Raw genomic sequence first — 26,417 nt, 5'->3', positions numbered from 1 at the left:
CTCTATCTTCCTTCCTTGTTCCATCTAAGCCCTGATTGGGCAAGCTGTATATTGCCAGTATATAACGCCTGTGCTTCATTGACTAGGTCTTTATGCCGGCCGAAATGAGGCAGATGGGTGATGATGAGCTCTCCAACATTTGCTTCACTTGCCAGCTTCCCTACTTCAGTGCTGTTCATATGTCCTGCACCCGATCCGTCTTGTCCGGCGTAAAAGTTGCTTTCGGCAATAAGTAAGTCTGCATCCTTGCTAAAAGGGATAAATGCATCTTGATAGCTGGAATCAGCTGTATACACCACCACAGCCTCATTTGCTTGAATTCTCATCGCATAGCATTCTGCCGGATGAACCGTTTTCAAAAAATCAATTTGAAATGGTCCAATTTGAATGCCCTCTTCCGGGTGATAAGGTTTTGTCTTTGTATGTACATCATCAGAGAGCCGCTGAAATGCTGCTTGATCCCCGGTATGTCCGTAGATCGTCAGCGGACCACTGCTTTTTCCTAAATGATAACCCACTAGCTTCGCATATTGGAGAGGTCCGATATCTGCAACATGATCGTGATGATAATGAGAAAGGAGTACAGCATCTAGTTCTTCTATATCAATGTATTGCTGAAGCTTTGACAGAACTCCGCTCCCGCAGTCGACAAGCAGACGAAAACCATCTGATTCAAAAAGATAACCTGATGTGGCTTCACCAGCTGCTGGAAATCCTCCGTAGCAGCCAATCACGGTTAATTTCATCGTCATATTTCCTCCTTTTCAAAAAATCCCCTTCTTACAATATACCCATTTTTCATAAAAAAAGCATTCTTCTTGCCTATTGTTACAAAACAGATTGACAATTATCAATCTGTTATAATACAATGATAACAATAAAACGTATTGGAGGATGACAAATGCTAGGAAAAATCACTGAGTTTTTTAGAAATTTGCCTTCAAAAAAATGCACAAAATGTGGAAATGATTTAATGGAACAGCACGAGTGTTACGGTAATGAATGTGAGGAATGCTCACAAGTAAGTTATCTTAAATAAGGAAATAAATAGAACAAAAAAGCACTTTTTTCCTCCTTCGTCAGTTGGAGTCAAAAGTGCTTTTTATTTTTTCTGAAAAATAGGTAAAAAGGTAAAACCCCTGGTACAGAAGGGTTTTTTAGTATTTTCATATGATGACTTTTAGTTCGGAAGGCACTTTTTATTGACTTAAAACAACGAAGGGGGTTCGAAGTGTCCATTTTTTCAAATAATTTTGTATTTTCTTAATATAATTTAATCGTGGACGAACCTCTTTAATTTTAGTTATACTTTAATTCATATATTAAAACTTAATATAATGGGAATATTCCTTTAATGAATATGTTAGGGAGGAAATCTATGAAAAAATTAAAATTTGGATTAGCAACTCAAATCCTAATCGGTCTTATTCTCGGTGTCGTGGTTGGTGCGATCTTTTTCGGTAACCCTGGTGTTGAGACATATTTAAAACCAATTGGAGACTTCTTCTTACGACTCATTAAGATGATTGTCATTCCGATTGTCGTATCTAGCTTAATTTTAGGTGTTGCAGGTGCGGGTGATGGTAAAAAAGTAGGGAAGCTTGGTTTTAGAACCATTCTTTATTTTGAAATTATCACAACGTTTGCGATCATCCTTGGTCTTGTGCTTGCGAACTTTGTTCAACCAGGTGCAGGCGTTGACTTTGGACATACAGAAAAACAGGATATTAGCCAGTATGTTGAAACGGAAAAAGAACAAAGCAGTAAATCAGTTGCTGATACGTTCCTTCATATCGTTCCGACGAACTTCTTCCAATCATTGGCGGAAGGTGATTTGCTTGCGATTATTTTCTTCACTGTATTATTCGCACTTGGCGTTTCAGCGATTGGTGAACGCGGCAAACCAGTGCTCGCCTTCTTTGAAGGTGTGTCACATGCGATGTTCCATGTCGTCAATGTTGTGATGAAAGCTGCACCATTTGGTGTGTTCGCGCTCATTGGTGTGACAGTATCAAAATTTGGTCTTGAATCTCTCGTTTCATTAGGTAAGCTCGTAGGTCTTGTTTATTTTGCGCTCGCTCTCTTCCTTATCGTTGTATTCGGAATTATTGGAAAGATGATTGGCGTCAATATTTTCAGATTTCTTGCTTACATGAAAGACGAAATGCTTCTCGCCTTTAGTACATCCAGCTCTGAAACAGTTTTACCGAGAGTCATGGATAAAATGGAGCGCATCGGGTGTCCAAAAGGAATTGTTTCTTTTGTTATCCCAATTGGTTATACGTTTAATCTGGACGGCTCCGTCTTGTATCAAGCCATTGCGGCGCTTTTCTTAGCGCAGGTATATGGCATTGACCTCACGATCGTACAGCAGCTCACACTGATCCTTGTATTGATGGTGACATCAAAAGGAATGGCTGCCGTTCCTGGTACATCCTTTGTTGTATTACTTGCAACACTTGGAACGATCGGTGTTCCTGCTGAAGGTCTAGCCTTTATTGCAGGTGTTGATCGTATCATGGATATGGCAAGAACCGTTGTCAACTTAACTGGTAATGCACTTGCTGCTGTCGTGATGTCTAAATGGGAAGGGCAATATGACCCTGAAAAAGGACACCGCGTGATGACTGGACAAGATGTACCTGAGCCAACACAACTTTCAAGCTAATCAAAAAGAACCCCGCGATCGGGGTTCTTTTTTTATACTGTGATTAATTTGCTTTGAACATAGTGGTACAGTAGATTGGCTGTATGAATCAATGAGTCTTCATGGGTTCTTTCAAAGGCATGCGAAGAGTCAATGCCAGGTCCAATCAGTCCATGAATGATATCATGCCCTGCTCGAATCGCTGCCGACGCATCTGAACCATAATAAGGGTATATATCAAGGCGGTAATCGATCTTATTTGCCTCAGCTAATGCTGCTAAATGTTTGCGCAGACCATAGTGATAAGGGCCGCTAGAATCCTTCACACATATTGACACACTGTATTCATCAGTTGATTGACCGTCACCGATGGCTCCCATATCAACAGCCAAATATTCCACCGTTTCTTCCGGGATATTCGAGTTCCCACCGTATCCGATTTCTTCATTATTTGAAATTAAGAAATGTGTCGTATGCGGCAATGTGATGTTCTCTGTTTGAATGCGGTGAATCAATCTCAGCAACAACGCCACACTTGCCTTATCATCAAGGTGTCTTGATTTAATAAAACCTGAAGATGTCACTTCCACTCTAGGATCAAATGAGATAAAGTCTCCTACTTGAATGCCGAGTGCTTGCACATCGTCTGCATTTTTCACTTTCTCATCTAAGCGAATCTCCATATTTTCTTGATTTCGCTTCGCTTTTCCAGCATCCTCATATACGTGAACGGACGTTTGATGCATCAGAATGGTACCTGTGTATGTACGGCCTGTTACTGTTTCAATTTCACAATACTCGCCTTCTATCGAGTTATATTGAAAGCCTCCAATGAGTGCAAGACGCAGCCGGCCATTTGATTTAATTTCTTTGACCATCGCACCGAGCGTATCGACATGTGCTGTCAGCATGCGGTGTTCTTTGTCATCTGTTCCTTTTAGGGTGGCAATTAATCCGCCTTTTCGATTTCGTTTCGTTTCAATATTTAAATCTTGTAAAAAACGTTCGACAAAGCCAATCACTTTCTCAGTATTTCCTGATGGACTTGGGATCGACACAAGCTTTTGAATAAGCTGAATCGTTTCATTTACTTCCGTTGTCATTCGGCATATCCTCCTTCATCTAAAAGAAATTCTTTCCAAGCATGCCTTTTTTCAGCATCCTTCTTAAAATATATCGCTTCGGGTTCCTGATGTCTAATTTCTAATAGAAAAAACCTTTCTCATGAAAGAGAAAGGTTTTTTGATTAAGCTTCTTCTTGTTTCATTTTTCTTATGTTCCAAGCAAAGTATGCTGTTGTTGCAGCCATCATGATGATGGCTACTGTTCCAAGAATCGCTGCTTGGTGCCATAAATAACTGTTATCACCGCTTGCAATGATCGTTCTAAATCCGTTGATGGTATACGTCATTGGAAGCAGACTGTGAATAACTTGGAAGAATTTTGGTACAAGCTCAAGCGGGAATGTACCCGCACTTGCTGCAAGCTGAAGAACCAAGATAATGACGGCAATAAAGCGTCCTGGGTTCCCCATCGTCGTCGCAAGAAGCTGAATGATCGCTAGGAATGTCAGACTGACGATGATCGCAAAGAGATAGAAGCGCCAGAGGCTTTCCACCTCAAGTCCAAGTCCAAAGATGAGCATGGAGCTTGCAATCACTGCCTGCAAGATACCGACTAAGAGAAGCACACTATATTTGCTGACAAACCATTCAAACGCATTTCTAGGGCGTCCAGCAGGATCTTTCATTGGGAATACAACAGTCAGCATAAGAGCTCCAACAAAGAGTCCCATTGATAAAATATATGGTGTGAGCCCTGTTCCATAGTTATCAATTTTTTTCGCTGTATCATTCTCTGTTTTGACTGGGCTTGCAATCATATTGTAATTGTCCTGCCCCGCATCAATGTCTCCTGTTTCATCTGCAGCGCTTTTTAGCTTATCAGAAAGCTTTCCAGTCCCACTTTTTAAGTCACCTAATCCTTTATCAAGGGATTTTGACCCTTCAGCCAGTTTAGATGAGTTGCTTTGGATACTCGCTGATCCACTTTCTAGTTTATTCAATGCTGCACTAAGCTGGCTTGAACCATTTGCCAGTTTATCCGCACCACTTTTCGCTGTATCAAGCTTTCCATTTGCTGTTTGCAGGCCATCTTGTAATTTCCCTTGACCCGTTTGAAGCTTCAGTGCACCTTGATACAATTTATTCGTACCGGATGTCATTTGATCAATCGCATTTTGTATGGCGACTGTCGATGTATACAGCTGTTCTGTTTTCTCTGGCAGCTGCTTGACTTGCTGTAGCTGTGCTTTTGCAGATGCAACCGCAGACTGAACTTCACTTGCGTCAGGCAGTTCCTGCAGCGCCGCTAAGCTTTGCTCAAGACCAGACAAATCAGGCAGTTCAATTTTAGGAAGACTGTCTAGCTGATCCATTGCCGCCTTTTTCTCTTCATCTGTCATCGAGCTGTTTTGAATAATACTTTTTACTTTTGCATCTCGATTAGATAATGCTTCTTTTAAAGAAGCAAGTTTGGTACTGAACGTTTTTGCATCTTCTTTCACCTGATCAATCTTAGGCGCCATCTTTTCAAGATTCGCTAATTCAGGTGAAGACAATACTTTCTCCACAGCAGCGATTTTTTCTGAAAATGACTGTGCTTTATTGTTCAGCTGCTCAATGCCTGCTGTGAATTGCGGCATTTTAGAAGAAAGCTGCTCATGTCCTTCACGGCTTGTGTTTAACCCTTCGGTCAATGTATCAATTCCTGTGCCAAGCTCACCAAATTTCTGATCAATCGTTTGATAGCCTGTTAAGAGCTGACCAAGACCGCTATCAAGAGATTGAATTCCAGTGTTCAGTTCACCCATTTTTCCTGCAAACTGATGAACACCTTCGCTATACGTTAACGTTCCTTCTGCCAATTTCGCCAGATTGTCTTTTAACTTTTGGCTACCGTCTTTTGCGCTTTTTGTTCCGTCATCAATTTTCTTCGCTCCATCGCTTGCTTGATCTAATCCTTTTGCAATCGTTTTGAAGTTATCAAAGATGACCTCTGCATAATTTTCTGTGACTTCCTTTGAAACCGAATCTTTTAATTTGATAATGGCGTTATTCGCAATTTGAGACGCAGCATAGTTTGCGCCTGGATTCGTATAATATTTCAGATTCGATTTTTTCGGATGTTTGTCTAGTACTGTACTCGCATTTTTCGAGAAATCTTTCGGAATCTCGACGACGAGATAATAGTCTTCGTTATTTAACCCTTTGATGGCCTTTTCTTCACTATCAACAAAATGCCATTTAAAACTATCGTTTTTCTTCAATTCCTTCACTAAATCATCGCCCACTTGAAGGGTTTTGCCGTCATAATGACTGCCTTCATCCAAGTTGACAACCGCTACAGGTAATTGATCAACTGTACCATATGGATCCCAGTAAGCTTTTAAAAATACACCACTATAAATCAGTGGAATAAATAAGACAGCTAAAATCGGGATCAGTAGTTTTTTGCTCGTCACAATGTCTTTCCATTGATTCCGAATTAAATTCATTGCTGTTTTCCTCCCATTGATGAATGACTAAATTAAGAATTCGGTCATTTGAACTCAAAAAAAATTATGTTGTTGCAGACAGTCCTTTTAGTACATAAAGCTCGAGCGATTCAGCGACCTCTTCTTTTGTTAAAGGCTCATATCGCTTTTCCCAGTCAAAAATAAGTGCAATATATAGTTTCACCATCACAAATGCCGTCAATTCAGGATCACAGGGCTTAATGTCGCCTTTTTCAATCGCTTCTTTTACTTTTGTTTTAATATAGCGAATGATCATCTGCTCCATTTTTTCAATCATTTCTTTCACTGCTGATGTGCCAAGCTCCGCATTTTCCTGAAAGATTTTAATTGTAAGCTGGTGGTTTTTTCGAAATTCTAATATTGCAAAGAGTGCTAAATGAAGGTTTTCTGAGAAACTATTCTTCTCATCTATTGCTTCATCTGCAATTTTCCTCATCTCCATTAACAGTGATGTGAAAATTTCATCGAACAGCTCTTCTTTGTTTTTGAAAAAAGTATAAATCGTTCCTTTTCCAACGTTGGCAAGCTTTGCTACAAGGTCCATTGTCGTGGCTTTATACCCGAACTGGGTAAATGCCTTTGTTGCTCCATCTAAAATCATTTGTCTCCTATCAACACTCATGATCTCACTCCCAAAATGACTATTTGAACGTTTCGGTCATTAAGTACAGAAAGTAATATACCACATCCTTTTCCTCAGATGCAACAACTTTGTTCAATTTTATTATTCACCACTCTTTTCTAAACATACGAACATGAAAAACTCCCTTTCCATGACAGAAAAGGGAGTTTGTTTTTTTATGAAAATAGATAAGATACAGCTTCTGAGATGGCAGCTTTTCCTTGATCAATACAATCAGGAATCCCAACACCTTCAAATGCAGCACCCGTGATATAAATACCAGGATATGATTGCATAAACGTTTCTCGCATCGTCGAAATCTGTTTTTGATGACCCACATGATATTGCGGCATGCTTGTTTTCCAGCGAGTCACTGTCGTCAGCTCTGGATCTGCTTTAATATCCATGATTTTCTTCAAATCCTCCAGCACGATGCTCACGATTTGATGATCAGACTGTTCGACAATTGATTCATCGCCAGCTTTCCCAACGTATGCACGGAGCAATGTTTTTCCTTTAGGTGCAGTGTGAGGCCATTTCTTATTTGTCCACGTACATGCTGTAATGGAGAAATCACTATTTCTTGAGATGACAAAACCAGTACCATCATATTCATTGTGAACATCCTCTTCTTTAAATCCGAGTGCAACTGTTGCAACAGAAGTCGATGTCATGTCATGCAAGTACTCAAGTCCTGCTTCTTTTGGAAACATGGAATAGATCGATTGGTGAGGAGTTGTCACAATGGCAGAATCTGCAAAAAGCGTTTGACCGCTGTCTAATTGAACGCCATAGCCTCCCTCTGCTTTTTCGATCTGGGTCACTTTTGTCCCTTTGTAAATCTTCGTCAGCTTGAGTTTACTTTCGACCGCTTCAACAAGTGCTTGCAGCCCTTGATTGATTGTCTGGAACTGTCCTTGCTTTTTCGCTGTCACTTGTTGCGCTTTTGCATGCTGCTGTGATTTTTTCATCCCAAGAATCAAACTGCGATGCTTCTGTTCTGTTTGATAGAACTGCGGGAAGGTAGACATTAAGCTCAGGCGATCAATGTCACCAGCATAAATGCCTGATAGTAGCGGTTCAATTAAATTCTCCACCACTTCATCACCCACACGTCTTCTAAAAAATTCCCCCAGAGACTGATCTTCCGTCTGTTTGCTTTTTGGCAAAACGAAATCCATCGCTGCACGTGCTTTTCCGGCAACTGAAAAAAGCCCAGTTGTAATGAAAGGACTGATTTGAGTTGGAATGCCCATGACAGCCCCCTTTGGCATCGGATGAAGGGTTTCATTGACTAATACATACGCTTGCCCTGTTTCATTATTGACGAGCTGATCAGATAGGCCAACATCTTTTGCCAGCTGGGGTCCACTGACCTTTCTTTCTAAAAATGAATCGGGTCCACGTTCAATGATATAACCGTCTTTATATAATGTTTGAATTTTTCCACCTAGCCTAGGACTCGCTTCAATAAGAGATATTTGGATAGGAAGGCCTTTTTCTTCAATTTCCTTTTCCAAATAGAAGGCGGCGGCCAAACCCGTGATGCCACCGCCAATGATGACAAGGTGTTTTTGATTGTCATGCATAGGATCGCCTTCTTTTATATGATTACTTGCTTTCATTAAGCTTCTTTAATACGACTGCTGCCAGTGCATCAATAAATGCTGGTTTCGCATTTGGCATTTCTGGACGATAGTAGGCTGCACCAATTTCATCCGTGACGACTTTACATTCATAATCATTGTCGTATAACACTTCAAGGTGATCAGCGACAAATCCAACAGGCACGTATACAAATGTTTTATAGCCTTTTTGCTCAAATAGGTCACGCGTGAGATCCTGTACGTCTGGTCCAAGCCATGGATCAGGCGTATTGCCTTCACTTTGCCAGCCAATTTCATAATGCTCAATTCCTGCACCTTCAGCAATCATTTTTGCAGATTGTGCAAGCTGATCAGGGTATGGGTCCCCTGCTGCAATAATTTTTTCAGGAAGACTGTGTGCAGACACAATCAGCACTGCTGAATCTCTTTCTTCCTGACTCATGGATGCATACGTCTCTTTCACTTGTTTCACCCAATAGTCCACAAACTTCGGTTCATCGTACCAGCTTTCAACAGAAGTAATGTTCAGATGGCCAAGCTTTTCTGCTTCATCTTGTGCACGTTTGTTATACGATTTCACACTAAATGTGGAGAAGTGCGGTGCAAGGACAATACTCACCGCTTCTGTGATGCCATCTCGGTGCATGTCAGCGACTGCATCTTCAATGAAAGGCTCGATGTGTTTTAACCCAATGTATACATGAAATTCAATCTCGTCTTGGATCTCATTCAAATGTTCACACAAACCATTTGCCTGCTGTTCTGTAATTTTTGATAAAGGAGAAATGCCGCCAATTGCCTTGTAGCGGTCCTTTAAATCTTGCAGCATCTCCGGCTCTGGCTTTCTGCCTCTACGGATATGTGTATAGTAACGTTCAATGTCTTCTTCTTTATATGGGGTGCCATATGCCATGACAAGTAGCCCCATTTTCTTTTTCTCCACAACCAACACTCCTTCAGATCATTTGAAATCATTTAGATGGATGTTTTTTTATGTTTAGCTGAATAATCGTGAATAAAATCTGTCAGCTTCTTTAACGTGTCTGGTGAGACATCAGGAAATACCCCGTGACCTAAGTTAAAGATGAATTGATCTGATTTCATCCCTTGATCTAAAATCGCTGCTGCTCTTTCTTCAATCACTTCCCAAGGAGAAAGTAAAATCGTTGGATCAAGGTTTCCTTGTAACGTTTTTGTTAAGCCTTCTTTTCGCGCTTCGTCTACACTCATACGCCAATCCAGTCCAACGACATCAAGCGGCAAGTCATGCCAATCTTTGGCCAGATGGCTCGCACCGACACCATACATAATCATTGGTACGTTTTCAGACTTCAGCTCTGTGAAAATACGCTGCATGACAGGCTTAATGAAGGTCCGGTAATCTGCTGCATTTAAAGCGCCAACCCAAGAGTCGAAGATTTGAAATGCTCGGACGCCTGCTTTTACCTGAGCGCGTATGTATGTGATCGTCATATCGGCTAATTTATTCATCAAAAGCATCCATGTCTCTGGCTCACTGTACATGAGCGCCTTTGTTTTATGATAATTTTTAGATGGACCGCCTTCGATCATATAGCTTGCCATCGTAAAAGGTGCACCTGCGAAACCAATCAGCGGAACATTCAACTGCTCCTCTGTTAACAGCTTGATCGTATCAAGCACATACGGCAGGTCTTCTTCAGGATGAAGCTCTCCAAGAAGCTGGATATCTGCCTTTGTCCGAATAGGCGAGTCAATCACTGGTCCAATTCCATTTTTAATTTCAACATCCACTCCAATAGCTGGAAGCGGAGTCATAATATCTTTATATAAAATAGCGGCATCTACACCATATTGTTCTACAGGAAGTCTTGTTACGTAAGCACATAGCTCTGGCTGATGCGTAATTTCAAATAGCCCGTATTTTTCTTTAAGGGCACGATATTCAGGCTGCGAGCGTCCTGCCTGTCTCATATACCAAACCGGTACATGGTCTGTTTTTTCCCCTTTGCACGCCTTTAAGAACGTGTCATTAAAAGCCTTCGTTTTTCCCATTACCTTTCATTCCACCTTTCGCCTCACACTCTCTTTGTATAAGGCTCAAACACTGCTTTTACTATACCGCTTTTTCAAGGCTCGGTATACTAAAGCGGCTCAATGTTCAAAAAATCGCCGAATATTAACGTCCAAAAGCCTCTGGCTTGATATAAGCACTGCCTTCGCCTTCTTCTTGTGTTTGAGTATTGTATGGAACAACCTTATACTGCGCATCTGAGAACACATTTGCATACGGCATTGTGTAGCTGTTTGTTCCTGTTACAGAATCGATCAGGGTCTCGCTTCCATTTCTCTTTTCATAAATACGATATTCAACGCGTTTGTCTTCCTGTTCATCCCATAACAGCTCCAATGTAAAGAGCCCTTTGATTTTAAATGCATAACGTGCTTCAAAGCCTGACAGTCCTTCTAAATGGATTGGCGATTGAAGTTCTTTAATTCCCTCTGGTTTTTGGAATGTTTCATTGGTTATTTGGGCTGTCGTTAAAATATCTTTCATTAACTGCACTGGATACTGACTGCCGCCAGTTAAATAATGACTGTTATCCGTTTTGTCATACCCCATCCAGATTGCCCCTGTTGTACTAGGCGTGTAGCCAGCAAACCAAGCATCTTTCGTTGCCCCTTTGACACCGGAATACGTAGTTGTACCTGTTTTACCAGCCAAATCTCCAGCGTATGATCCGCTCTGAGCGGTTCCGCCTTTGACGACCTGTTGAAGCATTCTTGTCATATTCCAAGCATTTTGTACGCTAAATACTCGTTCTTCTTTGTTTCGATTTTTTTCAACGGTTTCTCCATCATCATTCGTGATTTTCTGAATGAAGAACGGCTTTTTATAGACGCCTTCATTTGCAAATGTATGAAATGCTCCAGCTATCTGCAATGGAGAAACCCCTTTTTCTAGACCACCAAGCGCTATGGCAAGTCCTTTATCCGAAATATCCATCCCCATTTTCTCAAGATAGGATTTAGACGTATCGATGCCAAGCTGGCTTAACGTCCATACGGCAGATGTATTTTTACTTTTCATGAGAGCCTCTACCATCGTGACCCTGCCCTCGTACTGTCCATCGTAGTTCTTTGGAGAATAGCCGTCATAGCTTTTTTCCTTGTCCTCAAGCAGTGAATACGGTCTGAATTTTTTCTCCTGCATCGCTGGACCATATACTGCGATCGGCTTAAAGACAGAACCAGGCTGTCTAACAGCTGTGACTCTGTTATAGCCTCTTGCCTGATATTCTCGTCCGCCTATTGCTGCTTTTACACCACCAGATGCGTTGTCAATAAACACAGCGCTTCCTTCAGGTGACCCGCTTTTTCCCGGGAAATAACGATTGTTTTTCATTGCATCATAGGCAACTTTCTGCAAATTCATATCGATTGGTACCGTAATGGTATAGCCGCCTTGAAGCAATTGTTCATGCGAAATCGAATACTGTGATTCTGCTTCTTTAATCATGAGATCTACATAACTGTCCACCCAAGGGGTTTCTGATTTCTTTTTTAAATGAATACCAAGTGTTCTTCCTTTTGCTTCAACTGTTTCTGTAGAAGACAAATATCCTTGTTCATTCATTAAATTCAGGATGGTATCCCGTCTTTGTTTATTTTTATCTGGGTGTAGAACAGGGGAATACGTTGAAGGTGCCTTTGGCATGGCAGCAAGTGTAGCTCCTTCACTGACAGTGAGATCTTTTACATCTTTACTAAAATAGTAATTGGCCGCTGCTTGGATCCCATAGACGCCATGACCAAAGTAAAGCTGATTCAAATACATTTCAAGCAGCTTGTCCTTTGAATAATCTCTTTCTAAATTGATCGCAATAATGACTTCTTTTGTTTTTCGAAGAAACGTTTTATCATTTGTGAGAAAGATATTTTTGGCGAGCTGCTGGGTGATGGTACTGCCGCCTTCTACCTTTCCACCTGCTAATATATCTCGATAAACCGCCCTTGAAATCGATTGTGCATCAATTCCGTGGTGCTCATAAAAGCGCTTGTCCTCTACAGCAACAAAAGCTTTCGCCACTTTATCTGGGACCTCTTTTAATGACACAGGGTCCCGATTTTCTGAATACATGCTTGTGAGTTCTTTTCCATTCTGATCAATGATTTTCGAGGAAGCGTGAAAAACGAGCTTCTTCTCATCTATGACATAATGTCCTAAAAATAAAATGGTCAGATAGCCAATAAATGAAAGCACGATTGTACTTCCTGCAATGACTAATGGAATGATTATCTTCTTTTTCTTCAAATTAGGTCACCTCATTCCTTTATACGGATAGTATGGGATGTATTGCTTCATAATATGTTTTATGGATTGACTACCAAAGAATTATATATCATTCTTTTGTTATACTATCAAGCAGGAGGCGGTTTAGATGAATTTCTATATTACATATGGAACAGCAGACTTTTTGCAAAAAATCGCAAAAAAACATCATCTTGAAAATCTGCTTTATACGGTCGGTAAGGAACAAGCGGCTCTTTTTCATGAAACGGAGGGTGAGACAGTCTTTAAAGCACCCCATGCCTATGATGTGATTTATACAAAAGGTGAGCTCGTCCAATCTGGCTTTGTCACGCTGAATCATATCCCTGTAAAGCTCGAAAGCAGAGCACTTTTTGAATCCACCTTTCAGAAAAAAACAAACATGTCAGAACACCAGCGCGGCTTTCAGGCGCTTCGTGTGTTAAGACCAAAAAAGGATGAAGAGGTGTACTTAATTTTGACCCTTTGGGAATCTGAAGACTTATTTCAAGACTTCCAAGAGTCAGAAGCGTTCTTTCAGCCGCACGAGGATACTGGCTCCATCTTCTCTCGTCCTGCCTATCTGACATCCTATCATGCCGTCATAGACCATTAAGGAGGTGCTGCTCTTCGCACTTCTTAGATTATTGACAAAGGGGTAAAATGAACTTAATTTTAGCCCTTTGTCTTCTTTTCAGCGTGATAGAAAACCTTTGCAGCCCTAGGAAGGACGAGCACCGGAGCAGAGCGAATTGACATTCGTGAGCACCGAAGCGCAGGACTGACAACGAATGCGAGGGTTTGTCTACACGCTGGGAAGTGCTGCTCTTCGCACTTCTTTTTTTCATAAAAAAAAGCCCTTCTGCTGGGCTTTCAACGCTTATCTCTAAGCTCGTACCGATGAATGATTGGCTGAAGTACATAAAAATTCAGCAAGATCCACCCTAATAAGATTGGCCATTTGAGCATAGGTGAAGCACCTTTCATCTGAATAAGTAGTACCAACAGTGGAATCAAACAAATCATCAAAAAGCTCATCTTCGAAACGAACGTTTCTTTGATTTGATGCCGGCAGCTTGGACAAAGCATCATTCTCGTATGCGATAAATGAAATTTTTCGACGAAAGAAAATGCTTTTGAACAATTTGGACAGCTTCCCAATGCCACTCCCCCTTTTTCAAGCTTCATACTTAACCTTCGACTTTTATGTAAAATGACCTTTTCTGTCATTCTCGACATCCTCTTCTGTTGAAAGATTCTAACAATTACCATACAATCAGTAAAAGAGCCTAAAGGAGGTTTTCGGATCAATGACAGTATCCACTTTACACAAAAGGATCAATGAACGTCTTGATGAACATTATGAGGAAATGGTTGAAATTAGACGCCATCTCCATATGAATCCAGAACTTTCTTTTCAGGAAGAGGAAACCGCTGCTTACATCGCTCAATATTATGACAGATTACATATCCCAACACGCACACATGTAGGTGGACATGGTGTACTCGCTTTTATTGAAGGAGCTTCCCCTGGACCGACCATTGCACTGAGAGCTGATTTTGATGCACTTCCCATTCATGATGAAAAGGATGTACCTTACCGTTCAACAAAACCTGGCGTCATGCACGCATGCGGTCACGATGGCCACACAGCAACACTTCTCGTCTTAGCGAAGATCTTACATGAGCACCGAGATCAATTAAAAGGAAAAATCGTCCTCATTCATCAACACGCTGAAGAATATGCCCCCGGTGGTGCGAAACCAATGATTGAAGATGGCTGTTTAGACGGTGTTGACGTCATTTTCGGCACCCACCTTTGGTCCTCAGAGCCATGCGGCACTGTTCTTTATAAAAGCGGGAACTTTATGGCAGCCGCCGATCGTTTCTCTATTCAAGTGCAAGGTAAAGGCGGACATGGCGCACAGCCGCACCTGACGAAAGATGCCGTACTCATCGGTTCACAAATTGTAGCCAATCTTCAGCAGGTCGTGGCCCGTAAAGTCAACCCGATTGATTCTGCGGTGGTATCTGTAGGGGGATTTGTCGCTGAAAATGCCTTTAACGTCATTGCAGATTCGGCCGTGCTAACAGGTACTGCACGTTCCTTTGAAGAGAGTGCACGCCATATCATTGAACGTGAAATTGAACAGGTGGTGAAAGGTGTCTGCCACATGCACGATGCCTCTTATACTTATGAATATGTAAGAGGATATCCTGCAGTCAAAAATCACCCTACACCAACTGAATATATAGCAGAAATAGCCAAACAGACAGAAGGAGTCACAGAAGTAAAAGAAGCCGAAACTCAAATGGGCGGAGAAGACTTTGCTTACTACCTTCAGCATGTCCCTGGTACTTTCTTCTACACAGGCGCTATGCCAGAAAACAGCCAAGATGTGTATCCACACCACCATCCGAAATTTGATATTAACGAAAACGCAATGCCTGTCGCAGCAAAGGTACTCGCTCATGCCGTCCTTTCCTACGATGAATGAAAAAAAGCCGCTGCCACCAGCGGCTTTTCTATTTCGATTCTTTCAACACTCTCAAGTGAAACACATGGCGTGCGACTTCACCAAGCTGTCCTGTCAGCTGATGATTTGCCACCCCACCAACAGCGGCACCGACCACAGGCATTAATTGAAACAGCTTCACAAGGTCAATATAATCTCGATATTCCTGCTGAAAGCTATACCAATCCATTTCTTCCCGGGTTGTTTCCCATTCTTCAATGAGTTTCATCATTTTTTGACGGTGTGCACTGCTTGAAAAGGCGAGTTGAAAAATACAAAGCAAAAAGAGTCTTTCCTCTTTTTGAGACAAATCAAATCCATATATACAAGCAAGCTCATATAGACATTTCATTTTAATACTCAAAAGGAGAGGGAAATCCGCCATTCCGAGAAACAATCCACCCGCACCTGTGCCAATTCCTTCAATCGCAGCGGCCTTTTGATAATATGTCACCTTTTCCTTTGCCAGCTCATTTCGCTCTACAATAGACAATTGTTCATCAATGACTGTAAATGAAGTAAAATGGCTTCCTGATACGGTGGATTCAACCATTGTTTTCACCGCACTTGTGATGACTTGATGAAATCGAGCAGGGATTCGACGATTCACTTGCTGCTGAACACCTTTTGAAAACCGCTCGATCTTGGATGGTTTTCTTAAAAAACGCATTTGAAAAAAAATGGCCTCTTCATACAGTTCCCGTTCAGCTGCATTCATCCCAGTTCCCTCCTTGGTGACATCATACACACGCTGTAAAAAATGCTTATCTCATCTTTTTTAATCTGCTTTGTACGTAAGGCTTGAATAGGACAAGCACAAATACCAATGAAATGAGAAGAGCAAGTCCGCTTCCCTTCCATCCACCTGCTGGGAAAACGGCGGAGCTCAGTACAATTGACTGGATGATGAGTACATTTCGTACGAGAACAAAAAAGCTTCGATCTTTTTCTTGCTGAGACACAGGATAAAGTGCCTGTAACGACAGATGAGCAAAGTGCTTTGTTAACGGGACAAGCTGTACACCTGTGATAAAGACTGTAAACAAGACAAGTAATGCCCCCACCCAGCCTGCTGCACCTGTATACAAGAGGATGAGCACAAACACGACCGTTAACCTAAACACAAGACCAAAATAGTCATTTGAACGTAAAAACGCCCTCACATACATATAAGAAAAAGCTTTACGCTGTTCATAAGGGACAAACTGCAAGACCCAGTCCATATACGCCCTTCTTTTCACTTGTTTCTTTAAATGAGGGACATCCGTAAATAAGTTTGCCAAGCGGTAAAAACGCTGTTTTCGTTTTAACTCATCAGAAATATGCAATTCCCATTGAAAGGGCTGTTTTTTTACTGCATTTGTTAGATAAATGAGATAGACAGCATATAAAAGATAAAAAACAATGGCAATGGCATAAGCTGCTTGTAAAACGGTATACATTAACATTGTATTGAGCAGAAAACGAATCACTGCATCAATCCATCTGACATGTTTCCCTTGAAAATAAGTGATTCTCCATTGAATCGCTGTATTCAGACCTTTTATTAAGATCATTTGCGCCAAAATGAGCACATATAGCATCAGATCGCCTGTGGAGACAGCCGAATATAGCGGAAGTGCAATAATGGACACGGCAATCAAAGGAAATAACTGAGAAATGAAGCTAAAGTTAAACGCTTGTTTTAAATAAGGGTCCATCTTAGCTTCCAAAGGAAGCATAAACACAAGATCTGCCTCTTTGATCAACGTTCGCACGTAAGAACTAGTCAGTACCAATGAGAAAACAACTGCCATGACCCAATAGGATGGGAAGTGAGCTGGAATATGCTTCAGCCAATTACTGTACCAGCTCGCCCCGCCTGCAAGGAAAAAAATGAGCACAATCACAAGATGATCGTTGAACATATATTTTAAATATTTTCTTGTTTCTTGTACGTGTTCTTCTAATCGTGATTTCCAAATGGTTTGCGTTGTTTTACTCATAGCTTTCTTCCTTTGTTAATTCCAAATAAAGATCATCGAGTGTCGCATCTCTCATGTTGAACTGTTCTCTTAGTTCTGTCAGTGTTCCTTTCGCTCTAATTTCCCCTTCATGCAAAATAATAAAGGAATCACAATAACGTTCCGCTGTGGCTAAAATATGCGTTGACATCAGAACACTTGCGCCATTTTGTTTCGCCGCATTCATACGTTCTAATAGTGCGTTGATCGCAAGCGGATCAAGCCCTAAAAACGGCTCATCGATAATATACAACTCTGGCTCCACAAGAAACGCACACATAATCATCACCTTCTGCTTCATCCCTTTAGAAAAATGAGCAGGGAACCATTTCAATCGCTTCTCCATTCGGAATTCCTTCAGCAAAGACGGCAGACGTTCTTCTAATTGTTCTTTTGAAAGGCCGTAAGCCATCGCTGTCAGCTCTAAATGCTCTTTTAAAGTTAATTCTTCATATAAGACAGGTGTCTCTGGAATAAACGTAAATTGTGAACGATACGCCTCTTGATCTTCTTGAAGGGTTCGTCCGTTCAGCTCAATGACTCCTTTATGAGGTTTCATTAATCCAATAATATGACGAATGGTTGTACTTTTTCCCGCCCCGTTTAAGCCAATGAGACCAACGATTTGGTTTCTTTCTAATTCAAATGAAATATTTTTCAGAACGGGATTCTTTGTATATCCACCCGTTACATCTTTTACAGTTAGAAGGGACATCAGTTCGTTCCTTTCTTTCTTTTTTCCTTTATAGTACCAAAAACGAAAGACAATTTGAAATGTTTACCTATAGACAACTCATGAATAAAACATCGGCATACTGGTCATCATAATGTATGTAGAAGAAATGAACTTGATGACCAATACGTAAATGAGGTGTTTGTTAAAGGCAATAACCGCATGACAAATTGGTTTTTCATCTAAAAACCTTAGCTTCTGTTTTGCTTCACTGATTCTTGATTTTTGTGTCCTATACAAATATGTATACGACGAACCAAAACGTCAAATGAGGTGTTTACGGCAGAAATAGCAGGCATATGAATTCTTTATTTCAGTAAATAGAGAATTCAAAAGGCATATCAAATGAAAGCATCAGCATTTCTTCTGCAGGAGCAGGATGAGCGACCAAAGGAGTTCGCTTGTCCTGTTTTCTTTTTTGCTTCTTTTTGTGATACGATAAAGGAAAAATAATGAGGAGTGACATGGCGTGAGCGACTGCATTTTTTGCAAGATCATTGATGGAGACATTCCATGTGCAAAAGTATATGAAGACGAGCATGTATTGGCTTTTCTTGATATCAGCCAAGTAACAAAAGGACATACCCTTGTAATCCCGAAAATACATAAAGAAAACATTTATGACATGACACCAGAAGTGTCTAATCATTACTTCCAAGCGATTCCAAAAATCGCTAGAGCCATCAAACAAGAATTTGAACCAATTGGTTTAAACCTTCTAAACAACAACGGTGAAAAAGCCGGGCAATCTGTGTTCCATTACCATATGCACATCATTCCACGTTATGGCAAAGGCGACGGCTTTGGTGCCGTATGGAAATCTCACCAAGATCAATATACATCAGAGGATTTAAAAGACATTTCTTCTGCCATCCATACGCGCCTTACCTCATCTTAATTGATGAGGTTTTTCTTTTTTTCACTTCTTTTCTGTGCTTATCCTCTGAATCGTAAGATATTTAGGACGATTCAAATTTTTTGTCCAAATGCTTCAAATTTGTGATAGGATGGTTTTATCTTTTGATCCATTAACGCGAGAAATAGGGAGAGATTGTGATGAAGCGAACGACGAATTTTAATGCTGGTCCGGCGGCGCTGCCGCTAGAAGTGCTTCAAAAAGCACAGGAAGAACTTGTTGATTTTAAACAAACCGGGATGTCTGTGATGGAACTTTCTCATCGCAGCGGTGAGTATGAAGAAGTCCACAATAAAGCGAAAGCACTCTTGGTAGAATTGATGGACATTCCAGAAGATTATGAGGTCCTCTTTTTACAAGGCGGGGCAAGTCTTCAATTTGCAATGATTCCGATGAACTTCTTACATGAAGGCGAAACGGCTCATTTCATCCAAACAGGTGCTTGGTCAGAGAAAGCCTTGTCAGAAGCAAAAGGGTTTGGTGAAACATCAGTGTTTGCTTCAAGTGAAGACGACAACTATTCGTATATTCCAGATGTAGATGCTTCCGTTTTAAATGACGGTGCTTACTTGCACATCACATCGAACAATACCATTTTCGGTACTCAGTGGAAAACGTTCCCGAACACGTCACTCCCGCTTATTGCCGACATGTCCAGTGATATTCTCAGCAAAAAAATAGACGTGTCTTCATTTGATTTGATTTATGCCGGGGCACAAAAAAATCTAGGGCCTTCTGGTATCACGATTGTGATCGCGCGCAAACGTTTATTAGAGAAAGAAAAAAGCGGCACACCTAAAATTTTAAAATATTCAACACATGCCAAAGCCAATTCCCTTTATCACACACCACCGACTTTTGCGATTTATATGCTGTCCCTTGTCCTGGAGCATGTGAAACAGGCGGGCGGCGTAGAAGCAGCAGAAAAACGCAATGAACAAAAAGCAGCGCTTCTGTATGATACGATTGATCAAAGCGGCGGTTTTTACAAAGGACATGCACGTGCTGACAGCCGTTCACATATGAATGTCACGTTTACCCTGCGTGATGATGCACTCACTGCATCCTTTGTGGAGAAAGCAAAACAAGAACAAATGGTTGGACTCGCCGGCCATCGTTCTGTTGGCGGATGCAGAGCCTCGATTTACAACGCCGTCTCTATAGAAGACTGCCAAAAGCTTGCGGACTTTATGAAAAAGTTCCAGCAAGAAAATGAGTAAAAAGGCTTTTCTATCGTGAAATAAATTTGTTATAATAACGAGAAATATAAAGTCATGACTCTTGCAATAAATGATCAGCCATATTATTGGAGAGTTCTAAGAGCTTAGCAGAGGAGAGCATAGAAATGAAAACAAAAGAATTAGTGATTATGTCATTGCTTGCAGCAATGGGAGCTGTTTTGCATACGATTTTCCCGCCCATCTTTTTCGGAATGAAACCTGATATGATGCTGGTCATGATGTTTTTAAGCATCATCCTTTTTCCAAAGGTACAGCATGTCGTTGTGATCGCCCTAGTCACTGGGGTCATTTCCGCTTTGACAACAGGTTTTCCAGGCGGACAAATTCCAAATATGATTGATAAACCGGTGACAGCCTTTATCTTCTTAGCCCTTTTCTTATCTTGCCAGAAGATCAAGAACAAAGTCGTTCTGACCGCTGTACTCACCGCTGTTGGGACCGTCGTATCGGGCGTGATTTTCCTATCTGCCGCTTTACTGATTACTGGACTGCCGGCTGCGTTACCAGCACTTCTTGTAGGTGTTGTCCTGCCAGCAACTGTGATCAATACGATAGCTATGGTATTTGTCTTCCCGATTGCTCAGTCGATATTAAAGCGCGCAAGAATGATTGAAGTCGCTTAACGAATAACTGAACCTCTTCATTAGATGAAGAGGTTTTTTTCATGCTTTCATGCTTCTATAAAAGAAAAAGGGTAAGCAGCAAAATGGAGAGCGAAATCCCTGCACCTGCCGCACACACAATTGCTTTTTGTCTTAATACATGTTTTGGCGGATAAGACCCTGCATACCCAAGCTGCCTTACATAATGAATAGAACCACCTGCGAAAATCACACACATACACGTAAAAACGAACAGAAAGACAGACAACCTTCTCCCCTCCCTTTTCTTCAAAAGTATGCTAAAATAAAGCAAGCTATGTATGGAAGTTCAATGAAGCTGATCGTCAGCTCAGAGAGAACATGCGAATGTGTAAAATTTGACTAGAGGTGATTGGAATGGCTAGTGGACGTTCTTTATTAACAGGATTATTTGTAGGCGGTCTCCTCGGAGGTGCGGCAGTGCTCCTGACGACTCCCTCTTCTGGCAGAGATGTACGCGGAAAGATGAAAGACGGCTATGACAAATTCGAAGATACGCTGACAAGATTAAAAAGAGATGGACAAGCTTTAAAAGAGCAGATTGTTGAAACCGCAAAAGAAAGTGCTGAGGTCATTAAAGAGGTCGGCACTGAATTGCAAACATCCATTCAGCAATGGCGCGAGGAAATCAAACCTCATCAGCAGGACTTACAAAAGGAAATTCAGGAAATTGAGGAAAAGCTCAAACAACTGGAGAAAACCTTACAAAACTAATATACTCACAAAAAAATATTCGTTTACAAAAGTGTGCGGGGTGCGTATCCCGCACTTTTTTTGTTGAAAAAAGGTTATTTTGTCAATGTTTTTCATGACTTTTAAAAATTCTTGAATTTTCAGCTTTATTAATCTTTATTTTATTGGCATAATAGAATTACAAGAAAAAGAGAAGTAGGTGAAATGGATGAATCATTCGGAACAGCCTTTCGATGTAAAAGAAGCACTTTTATTCAGTCAAAGAATGGCCCAATTGAGCAAAGCTCTTTGGAAATCCATTGAAAAGGACTGGCAGCAGTGGATCAAACCGTATAACCTAAATATCAATGAACATCATATTTTGTGGATTGCGTATCAATTAAAAGGAGCTTCAATATCAGAAATTGCAAAGTTTGGCGTCATGCATGTATCAACGGCGTTTAACTTCTCTAAAAAATTAGAGGAAAGAGGATTTTTAAAATTTTCTAAAAAGTTAAACGATAAACGCAATACGTATATTGAACTAACGCCAAAAGGCGAAGAGACATTCCATAAACTACTCGAAGATTACGACCCGGCCCGAACTGGTATTGTCAAAGGCGCACAGCCGCTTCATGACATTTACGGAAAGTTCCCTGAAATTTTAGAAATGATGTGTATTATCCGAAACATTTATGGTGAGGATTTCATGGAGATTTTTGAGAAATCGTTTTCAAACATTGAGAAGGACTTTTTGAATGAACGTGGGAAAGTCACGAAAAAGCCTGAAGAACTTGAAGACTCCGCGGAGGAAAAAGCGGCTAAAGCAAATCAAATTGTTTAATGATCTTTATAAATTCATTCATTAACGGCTGAAACAGCCCTTGATCATGCAAAGCAAAAATCGTCTCATGAACATCCAGCTTTTCAATTAACTGTCCCGCAAACAGCGCAAGGAGATCGTCGAACATGACGTAGCCTTGTGCTTTTTGCTTGTCCATTTCATCTGAGAGCTCAGCACAAATACGCTCAATGTCCTTTGCCTCTTCTTTCGATACACGCTGCCGGATCAATAGCGCATAATATGGATAAGGGCTCATATCTGTCGCCGTCAGTAACAGTTCCATATAATATTCGAGCTGGCTCATTCGTTCCTCAATACTCATGTACGTTCCCTCTTTCTCTTAGTCACTCTATTTTAGCCGAAATTACTCATTGACGAAAGAGACGAACCTCCCTCTTATGTCTTTTTTTCTTGAAAAACCCAAAGTTTCCTCTCTTTATTCCATATGAATGTAACAATTTATTTTTTTTCTTGAAAACCATTGATTTTTATCCTCAGGAAGAGTAAATTATCTTGAGATATTCAATTAGTTTTTTTGAGATTGGAAGGATGAAAAATGAATTGTTGGAAGACCATTAATCTTGAAAAGGATTATGGTTATACGAGAATGATGATTTCAGCCATATGTCTGACTGTATTTTTTTTCATTATGGCATTTTTATGTTTTCAACTGACTCATCCTGAAACGAGACTCAGCAGTCACAATGCACCACTTTTTGTCGTGCTTTTACTTGCGACATTGCTTGTCCACCGCGTGGTTCACTTGATCCCAGTCATGAAACATAAGAAAAAAATGACGTTATTTAAACGAAATTGTTGGCAGCGCGTGCCTAAGAGAGTGATGCTTTTCTCACTGCTCAGCCCGTTTTGTGTCATCTCACCTGTTTACTTTGTTTTAGGAATGGCATTTCCAATGTACGCACACTATTTTATCATGATCGCAAGTATTCATGCAGGCTATTGTTTGCCTGACTTTTTATTTGCTTGGAAACTGCTAAAAGCGCCAAAATCATGCATCATTGATCAAGCCCAAGACGAGTTTGATATTTTAGTTGACCCAACTTCCTCATCATGAGGTTTTTAAAGCCAACTTCTATCTTTTTCATAAAAAATTTGGTAATGTAGTATGGGAATAGCATAGAGAGGGGGGATCTCCGATAGTTTTATTTTACTTCATCGTCTTTGCCGCGTTTATTGTGTATTCAATAAACAGGCTTACTAATACATTATGCCTTGTCAGAGAGATTCCTGAAGAACGGCAAGATAAGGTGTTTCGCTTTATCAATGTATCGATACTGATCTTACTGATCTCATCATTTGTTGAAATTACCATATCTATTTAAGATCAAAGCAAAAGCTGCCTGTTTGATGGCAGCTTTTTGTGTATGATGATCTATTAGCAAATCCAAGATGCACCGATAATGATCAATAAGATAAATAATACGACGACTAGTGCAAAACCGCCAGCAAAGACTTCTCCTCCCATGTGAAAACACCTCCTGCCAGTTCTTCCTCTGTTCTAAGCTCAGTGTATGCAGAAAATTTTAAAACGTTTAGGCACTTGTCATCGTTTTAAAAAAGAACCGCCCGCACGCATGGCAGGACGGCTCCTTTCTGTCACAGCGATTTAATTAATAAAGATATGCTGCACCAACGATGATCAGCAAAATGAATAGCACGACCAATAAAGCAAACCCATTAGAATATCCTGCTCCCATATAATTCAGCCTCCTTTTTGTGATCAATATATGTGTATGTTGGTCGCAAAAATTTGACTAGACGAATGCCCTCCCATTTGCATTTCTTTTTACAGCATGTCACAATATGTTATGATACAAGCAATGATAAATAAATTGGAAAGATTAGGAGTGTTTTTTGAATGAAAAAAATGGCTTTAGCAGCTGTAACAGCAGTAAGTGTTTTAACTCTTGGCGCATGCAGTAGCGGTGACAAAGAAGTGATCGCAACAACAAAATCAGGAGATGTCACAAAAGAAGAGCTTTACACAACACTTAAGAAACAAGCAGGTGGAGATGCTTTAAACCTACTTGTTCAACAAAAGGTTCTTGCTGACAAATACAAAGTATCAGATAAAGAAATTGATAAGAAATTGGAAGAATATAAAAAGACACTTGGTGAAGATCGTTTAAAACAACTTCAAGATGAATTCGGAAAAGATTACATCAAAGATCAAGTAAAATATGAGCTGCTGACTCAAAAGGCTGCCAAAGCTAACATCAAAATCACTGACAAAGAAGTAAAAGCGTATTACGATGACCTAAAAGGAAAAATCCGCGCAAGCCACATTTTAGTTGCTGACAAGAAAACAGCAGATGAAGTAGAAAAGAAATTAGATAAAGGCGAAAAATGGGATGACCTTGTATCTGAATATTCAACTGACACTGCTTCAGCAGCACAAGGCGGCGATGTAGGCTGGTTCGCAAAAGAAGGCCAAATGGATGAGAACTTCAGTAAAGCTGCCTTCAAACTAAAAGTAAATGAAATCAGCAAACCAGTAAAATCTCAATTTGGTTACCATATCATTAAAAAGACCGAAGAACGCGGTAAATACGATGACATGAAAGCAGACTTGAAAAAAGAACTGCTTGATCAAAAACAAGCAGACAACAATGAAATTCAAACGATCTTAAACAAATTGGTGAAAGATGCTGATGTGAAAGTAAAAGATAAAGAACTTGAAAATACATTCAAAGAAAAATCTGAGCAAACCACACAACAAACACCAAACCAATAATGAACGAAAAACCCCTCTACATGAACTTGTAGAGGGGTTTTTTTTATTCTTATTGATTATGCAATCGAATGGTCCTCATGCTTCGCCGTTTCCTGGGATCGTTTCATTTGCTGTCCTTGACGTCTACGCTCTCTCTCCTGCTCCATTCGTTCGATAAAGATTTCTCCCTCTTTTTCAATAAAGGATTGATCAATCTCTTGTTCCTCTTTGGCTGTCGTCATTAATTTATAGGCACAAAAGATAATACCAATGATACATGCATATACCCACCATGGAAAAAATAACATTGTCTTCGCCTCCTTTTTCAGGACTAATCTCTCTTCCTTTGTGTTACATGCTTATGCGAAAAGAAGACAAGTTATGAAAAAAAACGCCCGCATCAAACGGGCGTTTTATCATGAGGATTCATTGTGAAAGGTTGGTTTATAAAACGAACGATTCTCTAGTGCAAAAATACGCTCTGTATATTCTCCTGGCTTCACATGCTCAAGCGCACGATCCATCATGTTCATTTTTGCATCTAAATTATCTATATAGTGGAGAATTTCGGCTTCCTTCACCATTGGTGGTTTAGGACTGCCCCACTCCCCTTTTCCATGATGACTCAGCACTAAATGCTGCAGAATCAGAATTTCCTCAGAATCAATGCCGAGCTCCTCTGCGGCTTTCGCAATTTCTGTCACCATAATAGAAATGTGGCCAATTAAGTTCCCTTCTACTGTATATGTGGTGGAGACAGGACCCGAAAGCTCTTTGACTTTCCCTAAATCATGTAGAATGATCCCTGAATATAAAAGATCTCGATCTAGTGATGGGTATAGATCAACAATGGATTTCGCTAAATGAAGCATCGATACCACATGATAGGCAAGACCCGAAACAAACTCGTGATGGTTTTTCGTAGCTGCTGGGTAATCAGCGAATTCCTGTCCATATTTCTTCAGCAAATGTCTTGTGACACGCTGAATATTAGGATTTTTCATATCAAAAATATATTGCATGATGGTATCCATCATATCGTGCTTTGGAATAGGAGCTGTTTCTAGAAAATCATCAATGCGGATTTGCTCGTTTTCAGCAACAGGACGTATATTCCTAAGCTTCAGCTGATTCCTTCCGCGATAATGATGAATATCACCTACTACCTTCACAATGGTTTGCGCAGCATATGTGAGTTCATCATTCTGCTTTGCATCCCATAGCTTCGCCTCAATATCTCCACTTTGATCTTGAAGAATTAACGTTAAAAATGGTTTGCCATTACTCGCAATCCCTTTAGTAGATGATTTAATTAATAAATGCAGGTCAACTTGTTCGCCGACGTCATAGGTCATGATCCCTTTAGCCATTCA

The 26,417-nt window shown here is 40.5% G+C and carries 30 protein-coding genes; 12 read left to right on the top strand and 18 right to left on the bottom strand.

What is annotated here, in order from left to right; translation table 11 throughout:
* Positions 1-2: 2 nt before the first annotated feature.
* Complete coding sequence (locus tag MHH31_RS05115) at positions 3-746, bottom strand: MBL fold metallo-hydrolase (RefSeq protein ID WP_045034874.1); 744 nt, start codon at positions 744-746, stop codon at positions 3-5.
* 155 nt (positions 747-901) lie between these two features.
* On the opposite strand from MHH31_RS05115, the gene yhfH reads away from it, so the two are divergent.
* Positions 902-1,039 carry a protein YhfH gene (gene yhfH, locus MHH31_RS05110; RefSeq protein WP_008359029.1) on the top strand — a complete coding sequence of 46 codons (138 nt, stop codon included), beginning with the start codon at positions 902-904 and terminating at the stop codon, positions 1,037-1,039.
* Between the two features lie 339 nt (positions 1,040-1,378).
* A complete protein-coding gene (locus MHH31_RS05105) occupies positions 1,379-2,668 on the top strand; it encodes a cation:dicarboxylase symporter family transporter (protein ID WP_008348850.1) in 1,290 nt (429 codons plus the stop codon).
* A 32-nt stretch (positions 2,669-2,700) separates the two neighbouring features.
* Here MHH31_RS05105 and MHH31_RS05100 read toward each other — a convergent pair whose 3' ends face one another.
* From MHH31_RS05100 to MHH31_RS05070, 7 genes are all read right to left on the bottom strand, one after another.
* A complete protein-coding gene (locus MHH31_RS05100) occupies positions 2,701-3,750 on the bottom strand; it encodes a M42 family metallopeptidase (RefSeq protein ID WP_024720001.1) in 1,050 nt (349 codons plus the stop codon).
* A 143-nt stretch (positions 3,751-3,893) separates the two neighbouring features.
* A complete protein-coding gene (locus tag MHH31_RS05095) occupies positions 3,894-6,203 on the bottom strand; it encodes a YhgE/Pip domain-containing protein (RefSeq protein WP_045034864.1) in 2,310 nt (769 codons plus the stop codon).
* Between the two features lie 64 nt (positions 6,204-6,267).
* Positions 6,268-6,846 carry a TetR/AcrR family transcriptional regulator gene (locus MHH31_RS05090; RefSeq protein ID WP_007497184.1) on the bottom strand — a complete coding sequence of 193 codons (579 nt, stop codon included), beginning with the start codon at positions 6,844-6,846 and terminating at the stop codon, positions 6,268-6,270.
* Positions 6,847-7,022: 176 nt separating this feature from the next.
* Positions 7,023-8,435: a protoporphyrinogen oxidase gene (gene hemY, locus MHH31_RS05085; RefSeq protein WP_039167644.1), complete on the bottom strand. Its 1,413-nt coding sequence runs from the start codon at positions 8,433-8,435 to the stop codon at positions 7,023-7,025.
* Between the two features lie 22 nt (positions 8,436-8,457).
* On the bottom strand, positions 8,458-9,396 hold the full coding sequence (gene hemH, locus MHH31_RS05080; RefSeq protein WP_017366949.1) for a ferrochelatase: 939 nt from the start codon (positions 9,394-9,396) through the stop codon (positions 8,458-8,460).
* A gap of 32 nt (positions 9,397-9,428) precedes the next feature.
* Positions 9,429-10,487 (bottom strand): uroporphyrinogen decarboxylase, encoded by a 1,059-nt coding sequence (gene hemE / locus MHH31_RS05075; protein WP_058337515.1) that lies wholly within the window; start codon positions 10,485-10,487, stop codon positions 9,429-9,431.
* A gap of 124 nt (positions 10,488-10,611) precedes the next feature.
* On the bottom strand, positions 10,612-12,747 hold the full coding sequence (locus MHH31_RS05070; protein ID WP_058337516.1) for a transglycosylase domain-containing protein: 2,136 nt from the start codon (positions 12,745-12,747) through the stop codon (positions 10,612-10,614).
* Positions 12,748-12,874: 127 nt separating this feature from the next.
* Between MHH31_RS05070 and MHH31_RS05065 the strand changes: the two genes are divergently transcribed.
* Positions 12,875-13,360 carry an antibiotic biosynthesis monooxygenase gene (locus MHH31_RS05065; RefSeq protein WP_007497177.1) on the top strand — a complete coding sequence of 162 codons (486 nt, stop codon included), beginning with the start codon at positions 12,875-12,877 and terminating at the stop codon, positions 13,358-13,360.
* 257 nt (positions 13,361-13,617) lie between these two features.
* Here the strand turns inward: MHH31_RS05065 and MHH31_RS05060 are convergent, their stop codons facing one another.
* Positions 13,618-13,974, bottom strand: a complete 357-nt coding sequence (locus tag MHH31_RS05060; protein ID WP_017360309.1) for a hypothetical protein — start codon at positions 13,972-13,974, stop codon at positions 13,618-13,620.
* 80 nt (positions 13,975-14,054) lie between these two features.
* Between MHH31_RS05060 and MHH31_RS05055 the strand changes: the two genes are divergently transcribed.
* A complete protein-coding gene (locus MHH31_RS05055) occupies positions 14,055-15,242 on the top strand; it encodes a M20 family metallopeptidase (protein ID WP_058337517.1) in 1,188 nt (395 codons plus the stop codon).
* Positions 15,243-15,270: 28 nt separating this feature from the next.
* Here the strand turns inward: MHH31_RS05055 and MHH31_RS05050 are convergent, their stop codons facing one another.
* Genes MHH31_RS05050 through MHH31_RS05040 form a run of 3 tightly spaced genes read right to left on the bottom strand, consistent with a single transcriptional unit; the run spans position 15,271 to position 17,978 of the window.
* The gene (locus tag MHH31_RS05050) at positions 15,271-15,978 is read right to left on the bottom strand and encodes an EcsC family protein (RefSeq protein ID WP_024719995.1); all 708 of its coding nucleotides are present in this window, start codon (positions 15,976-15,978) and stop codon (positions 15,271-15,273) included.
* Positions 15,979-16,024: 46 nt separating this feature from the next.
* On the bottom strand, positions 16,025-17,245 hold the full coding sequence (locus MHH31_RS05045) for an ABC transporter permease (RefSeq protein ID WP_058337518.1): 1,221 nt from the start codon (positions 17,243-17,245) through the stop codon (positions 16,025-16,027).
* The gene (locus MHH31_RS05040; protein ID WP_008348877.1) at positions 17,238-17,978 is read right to left on the bottom strand and encodes an ABC transporter ATP-binding protein; all 741 of its coding nucleotides are present in this window, start codon (positions 17,976-17,978) and stop codon (positions 17,238-17,240) included. The genes MHH31_RS05045 and MHH31_RS05040 overlap by 8 nt, the downstream gene beginning before the upstream one ends.
* Positions 17,979-18,465: 487 nt before the next feature.
* On the opposite strand from MHH31_RS05040, the gene MHH31_RS05035 reads away from it, so the two are divergent.
* From MHH31_RS05035 to MHH31_RS05025, 3 genes are all read left to right on the top strand, one after another.
* Complete coding sequence (locus MHH31_RS05035; RefSeq protein WP_008348883.1) at positions 18,466-18,894, top strand: HIT family protein; 429 nt, start codon at positions 18,466-18,468, stop codon at positions 18,892-18,894.
* A 158-nt stretch (positions 18,895-19,052) separates the two neighbouring features.
* Complete coding sequence (serC, locus tag MHH31_RS05030) at positions 19,053-20,132, top strand: 3-phosphoserine/phosphohydroxythreonine transaminase (protein WP_058337519.1); 1,080 nt, start codon at positions 19,053-19,055, stop codon at positions 20,130-20,132.
* Between the two features lie 125 nt (positions 20,133-20,257).
* On the top strand, positions 20,258-20,776 hold the full coding sequence (locus MHH31_RS05025; protein WP_008348886.1) for a tryptophan transporter: 519 nt from the start codon (positions 20,258-20,260) through the stop codon (positions 20,774-20,776).
* A 55-nt stretch (positions 20,777-20,831) separates the two neighbouring features.
* Here the strand turns inward: MHH31_RS05025 and MHH31_RS05020 are convergent, their stop codons facing one another.
* A complete protein-coding gene (locus tag MHH31_RS05020; RefSeq protein WP_008348888.1) occupies positions 20,832-21,023 on the bottom strand; it encodes a hypothetical protein in 192 nt (63 codons plus the stop codon).
* Positions 21,024-21,151: 128 nt separating this feature from the next.
* Between MHH31_RS05020 and MHH31_RS05015 the strand changes: the two genes are divergently transcribed.
* Positions 21,152-21,508 carry a YtxH domain-containing protein gene (locus MHH31_RS05015; protein WP_007497160.1) on the top strand — a complete coding sequence of 119 codons (357 nt, stop codon included), beginning with the start codon at positions 21,152-21,154 and terminating at the stop codon, positions 21,506-21,508.
* Positions 21,509-21,695: 187 nt separating this feature from the next.
* The gene (locus MHH31_RS05010) at positions 21,696-22,310 is read left to right on the top strand and encodes an HTH-type transcriptional regulator Hpr (RefSeq protein WP_008348891.1); all 615 of its coding nucleotides are present in this window, start codon (positions 21,696-21,698) and stop codon (positions 22,308-22,310) included.
* On the opposite strand, the gene MHH31_RS05005 is transcribed toward MHH31_RS05010, so the two are convergent.
* Positions 22,288-22,632, bottom strand: a complete 345-nt coding sequence (locus MHH31_RS05005; protein WP_058337520.1) for a YhaI family protein — start codon at positions 22,630-22,632, stop codon at positions 22,288-22,290. The two genes, MHH31_RS05010 and MHH31_RS05005, sit on opposite strands and share 23 nt — an antisense overlap.
* A 234-nt stretch (positions 22,633-22,866) precedes the next feature.
* On the opposite strand from MHH31_RS05005, the gene MHH31_RS05000 reads away from it, so the two are divergent.
* Complete coding sequence (locus MHH31_RS05000; RefSeq protein ID WP_007497155.1) at positions 22,867-23,385, top strand: DUF3267 domain-containing protein; 519 nt, start codon at positions 22,867-22,869, stop codon at positions 23,383-23,385.
* A gap of 82 nt (positions 23,386-23,467) precedes the next feature.
* Complete coding sequence (locus tag MHH31_RS04995) at positions 23,468-23,653, top strand: hypothetical protein (RefSeq protein WP_072368131.1); 186 nt, start codon at positions 23,468-23,470, stop codon at positions 23,651-23,653.
* Between the two features lie 53 nt (positions 23,654-23,706).
* Here MHH31_RS04995 and MHH31_RS04990 read toward each other — a convergent pair whose 3' ends face one another.
* Both MHH31_RS04990 and MHH31_RS04985 read right to left on the bottom strand, forming a co-directional pair.
* Positions 23,707-23,796, bottom strand: a complete 90-nt coding sequence (locus MHH31_RS04990) for a YjcZ family sporulation protein (protein WP_017360317.1) — start codon at positions 23,794-23,796, stop codon at positions 23,707-23,709.
* Between the two features lie 145 nt (positions 23,797-23,941).
* Positions 23,942-24,028: a YjcZ family sporulation protein gene (locus tag MHH31_RS04985; protein WP_008361129.1), complete on the bottom strand. Its 87-nt coding sequence runs from the start codon at positions 24,026-24,028 to the stop codon at positions 23,942-23,944.
* Positions 24,029-24,189: 161 nt separating this feature from the next.
* Between MHH31_RS04985 and MHH31_RS04980 the strand changes: the two genes are divergently transcribed.
* Positions 24,190-25,065: a peptidylprolyl isomerase gene (locus tag MHH31_RS04980; protein WP_024719991.1), complete on the top strand. Its 876-nt coding sequence runs from the start codon at positions 24,190-24,192 to the stop codon at positions 25,063-25,065.
* 56 nt (positions 25,066-25,121) lie between these two features.
* On the opposite strand, the gene MHH31_RS04975 is transcribed toward MHH31_RS04980, so the two are convergent.
* Together MHH31_RS04975 and yhaM are read right to left on the bottom strand one after the other, a co-directional pair.
* Complete coding sequence (locus MHH31_RS04975) at positions 25,122-25,352, bottom strand: sporulation YhaL family protein (RefSeq protein ID WP_017360318.1); 231 nt, start codon at positions 25,350-25,352, stop codon at positions 25,122-25,124.
* 108 nt (positions 25,353-25,460) lie between these two features.
* Positions 25,461-26,414, bottom strand: a complete 954-nt coding sequence (gene yhaM, locus MHH31_RS04970) for a 3'-5' exoribonuclease YhaM (protein ID WP_007497151.1) — start codon at positions 26,412-26,414, stop codon at positions 25,461-25,463.
* Positions 26,415-26,417 lie beyond the last annotated feature (3 nt).

Origin of the sequence: Bacillus sp. FSL K6-1033 (genome assembly GCF_038630765.1) — a bacterium.
Taxonomy (GTDB): domain Bacteria; phylum Bacillota; class Bacilli; order Bacillales; family Bacillaceae; genus Bacillus; species Bacillus altitudinis.
The sequence above is the reverse complement of the archived record's forward strand: the minus strand, read 5'-3'. Positions and strand labels throughout refer to the sequence as shown.

Coding starts and splice junctions, on each gene's coding strand:
- MHH31_RS04985 (WP_008361129.1), bottom strand. CDS start 24,028: ATGGGAGCAGGATATTCTAATGGGTTTGCTTTATTGGTCGTGCTATTC.
- MHH31_RS05050 (WP_024719995.1), bottom strand. CDS start 15,978: ATGAATGCAGCTGAACGGGAACTGTATGAAGAGGCCATTTTTTTTCAA.
- MHH31_RS04990 (WP_017360317.1), bottom strand. CDS start 23,796: ATGGGAGGAGAAGTCTTTGCTGGCGGTTTTGCACTAGTCGTCGTATTA.
- MHH31_RS05055 (WP_058337517.1), top strand. CDS start 14,055: ATGACAGTATCCACTTTACACAAAAGGATCAATGAACGTCTTGATGAA.
- MHH31_RS05040 (WP_008348877.1), bottom strand. CDS start 17,978: ATGTCCCTTCTAACTGTAAAAGATGTAACGGGTGGATATACAAAGAAT.
- MHH31_RS05065 (WP_007497177.1), top strand. CDS start 12,875: ATGAATTTCTATATTACATATGGAACAGCAGACTTTTTGCAAAAAATC.
- MHH31_RS05060 (WP_017360309.1), bottom strand. CDS start 13,974: ATGACAGAAAAGGTCATTTTACATAAAAGTCGAAGGTTAAGTATGAAG.
- MHH31_RS05025 (WP_008348886.1), top strand. CDS start 20,258: ATGAAAACAAAAGAATTAGTGATTATGTCATTGCTTGCAGCAATGGGA.
- MHH31_RS05090 (WP_007497184.1), bottom strand. CDS start 6,846: ATGAGTGTTGATAGGAGACAAATGATTTTAGATGGAGCAACAAAGGCA.
- MHH31_RS05115 (WP_045034874.1), bottom strand. CDS start 746: ATGAAATTAACCGTGATTGGCTGCTACGGAGGATTTCCAGCAGCTGGT.
- yhfH (WP_008359029.1), top strand. CDS start 902: ATGCTAGGAAAAATCACTGAGTTTTTTAGAAATTTGCCTTCAAAAAAA.
- MHH31_RS04975 (WP_017360318.1), bottom strand. CDS start 25,352: ATGTTATTTTTTCCATGGTGGGTATATGCATGTATCATTGGTATTATC.
- serC (WP_058337519.1), top strand. CDS start 19,053: ATGAAGCGAACGACGAATTTTAATGCTGGTCCGGCGGCGCTGCCGCTA.
- hemY (WP_039167644.1), bottom strand. CDS start 8,435: ATGCATGACAATCAAAAACACCTTGTCATCATTGGCGGTGGCATCACG.
- MHH31_RS05045 (WP_058337518.1), bottom strand. CDS start 17,245: ATGAGTAAAACAACGCAAACCATTTGGAAATCACGATTAGAAGAACAC.
- yhaM (WP_007497151.1), bottom strand. CDS start 26,414: ATGGCTAAAGGGATCATGACCTATGACGTCGGCGAACAAGTTGACCTG.
- MHH31_RS05000 (WP_007497155.1), top strand. CDS start 22,867: ATGAATTGTTGGAAGACCATTAATCTTGAAAAGGATTATGGTTATACG.
- MHH31_RS05105 (WP_008348850.1), top strand. CDS start 1,379: ATGAAAAAATTAAAATTTGGATTAGCAACTCAAATCCTAATCGGTCTT.
- hemE (WP_058337515.1), bottom strand. CDS start 10,487: ATGGGAAAAACGAAGGCTTTTAATGACACGTTCTTAAAGGCGTGCAAA.
- MHH31_RS05015 (WP_007497160.1), top strand. CDS start 21,152: ATGGCTAGTGGACGTTCTTTATTAACAGGATTATTTGTAGGCGGTCTC.
- MHH31_RS05005 (WP_058337520.1), bottom strand. CDS start 22,632: ATGAGTATTGAGGAACGAATGAGCCAGCTCGAATATTATATGGAACTG.
- MHH31_RS04980 (WP_024719991.1), top strand. CDS start 24,190: ATGAAAAAAATGGCTTTAGCAGCTGTAACAGCAGTAAGTGTTTTAACT.
- MHH31_RS05010 (WP_008348891.1), top strand. CDS start 21,696: ATGAATCATTCGGAACAGCCTTTCGATGTAAAAGAAGCACTTTTATTC.
- MHH31_RS05095 (WP_045034864.1), bottom strand. CDS start 6,203: ATGAATTTAATTCGGAATCAATGGAAAGACATTGTGACGAGCAAAAAA.
- MHH31_RS05100 (WP_024720001.1), bottom strand. CDS start 3,750: ATGACAACGGAAGTAAATGAAACGATTCAGCTTATTCAAAAGCTTGTG.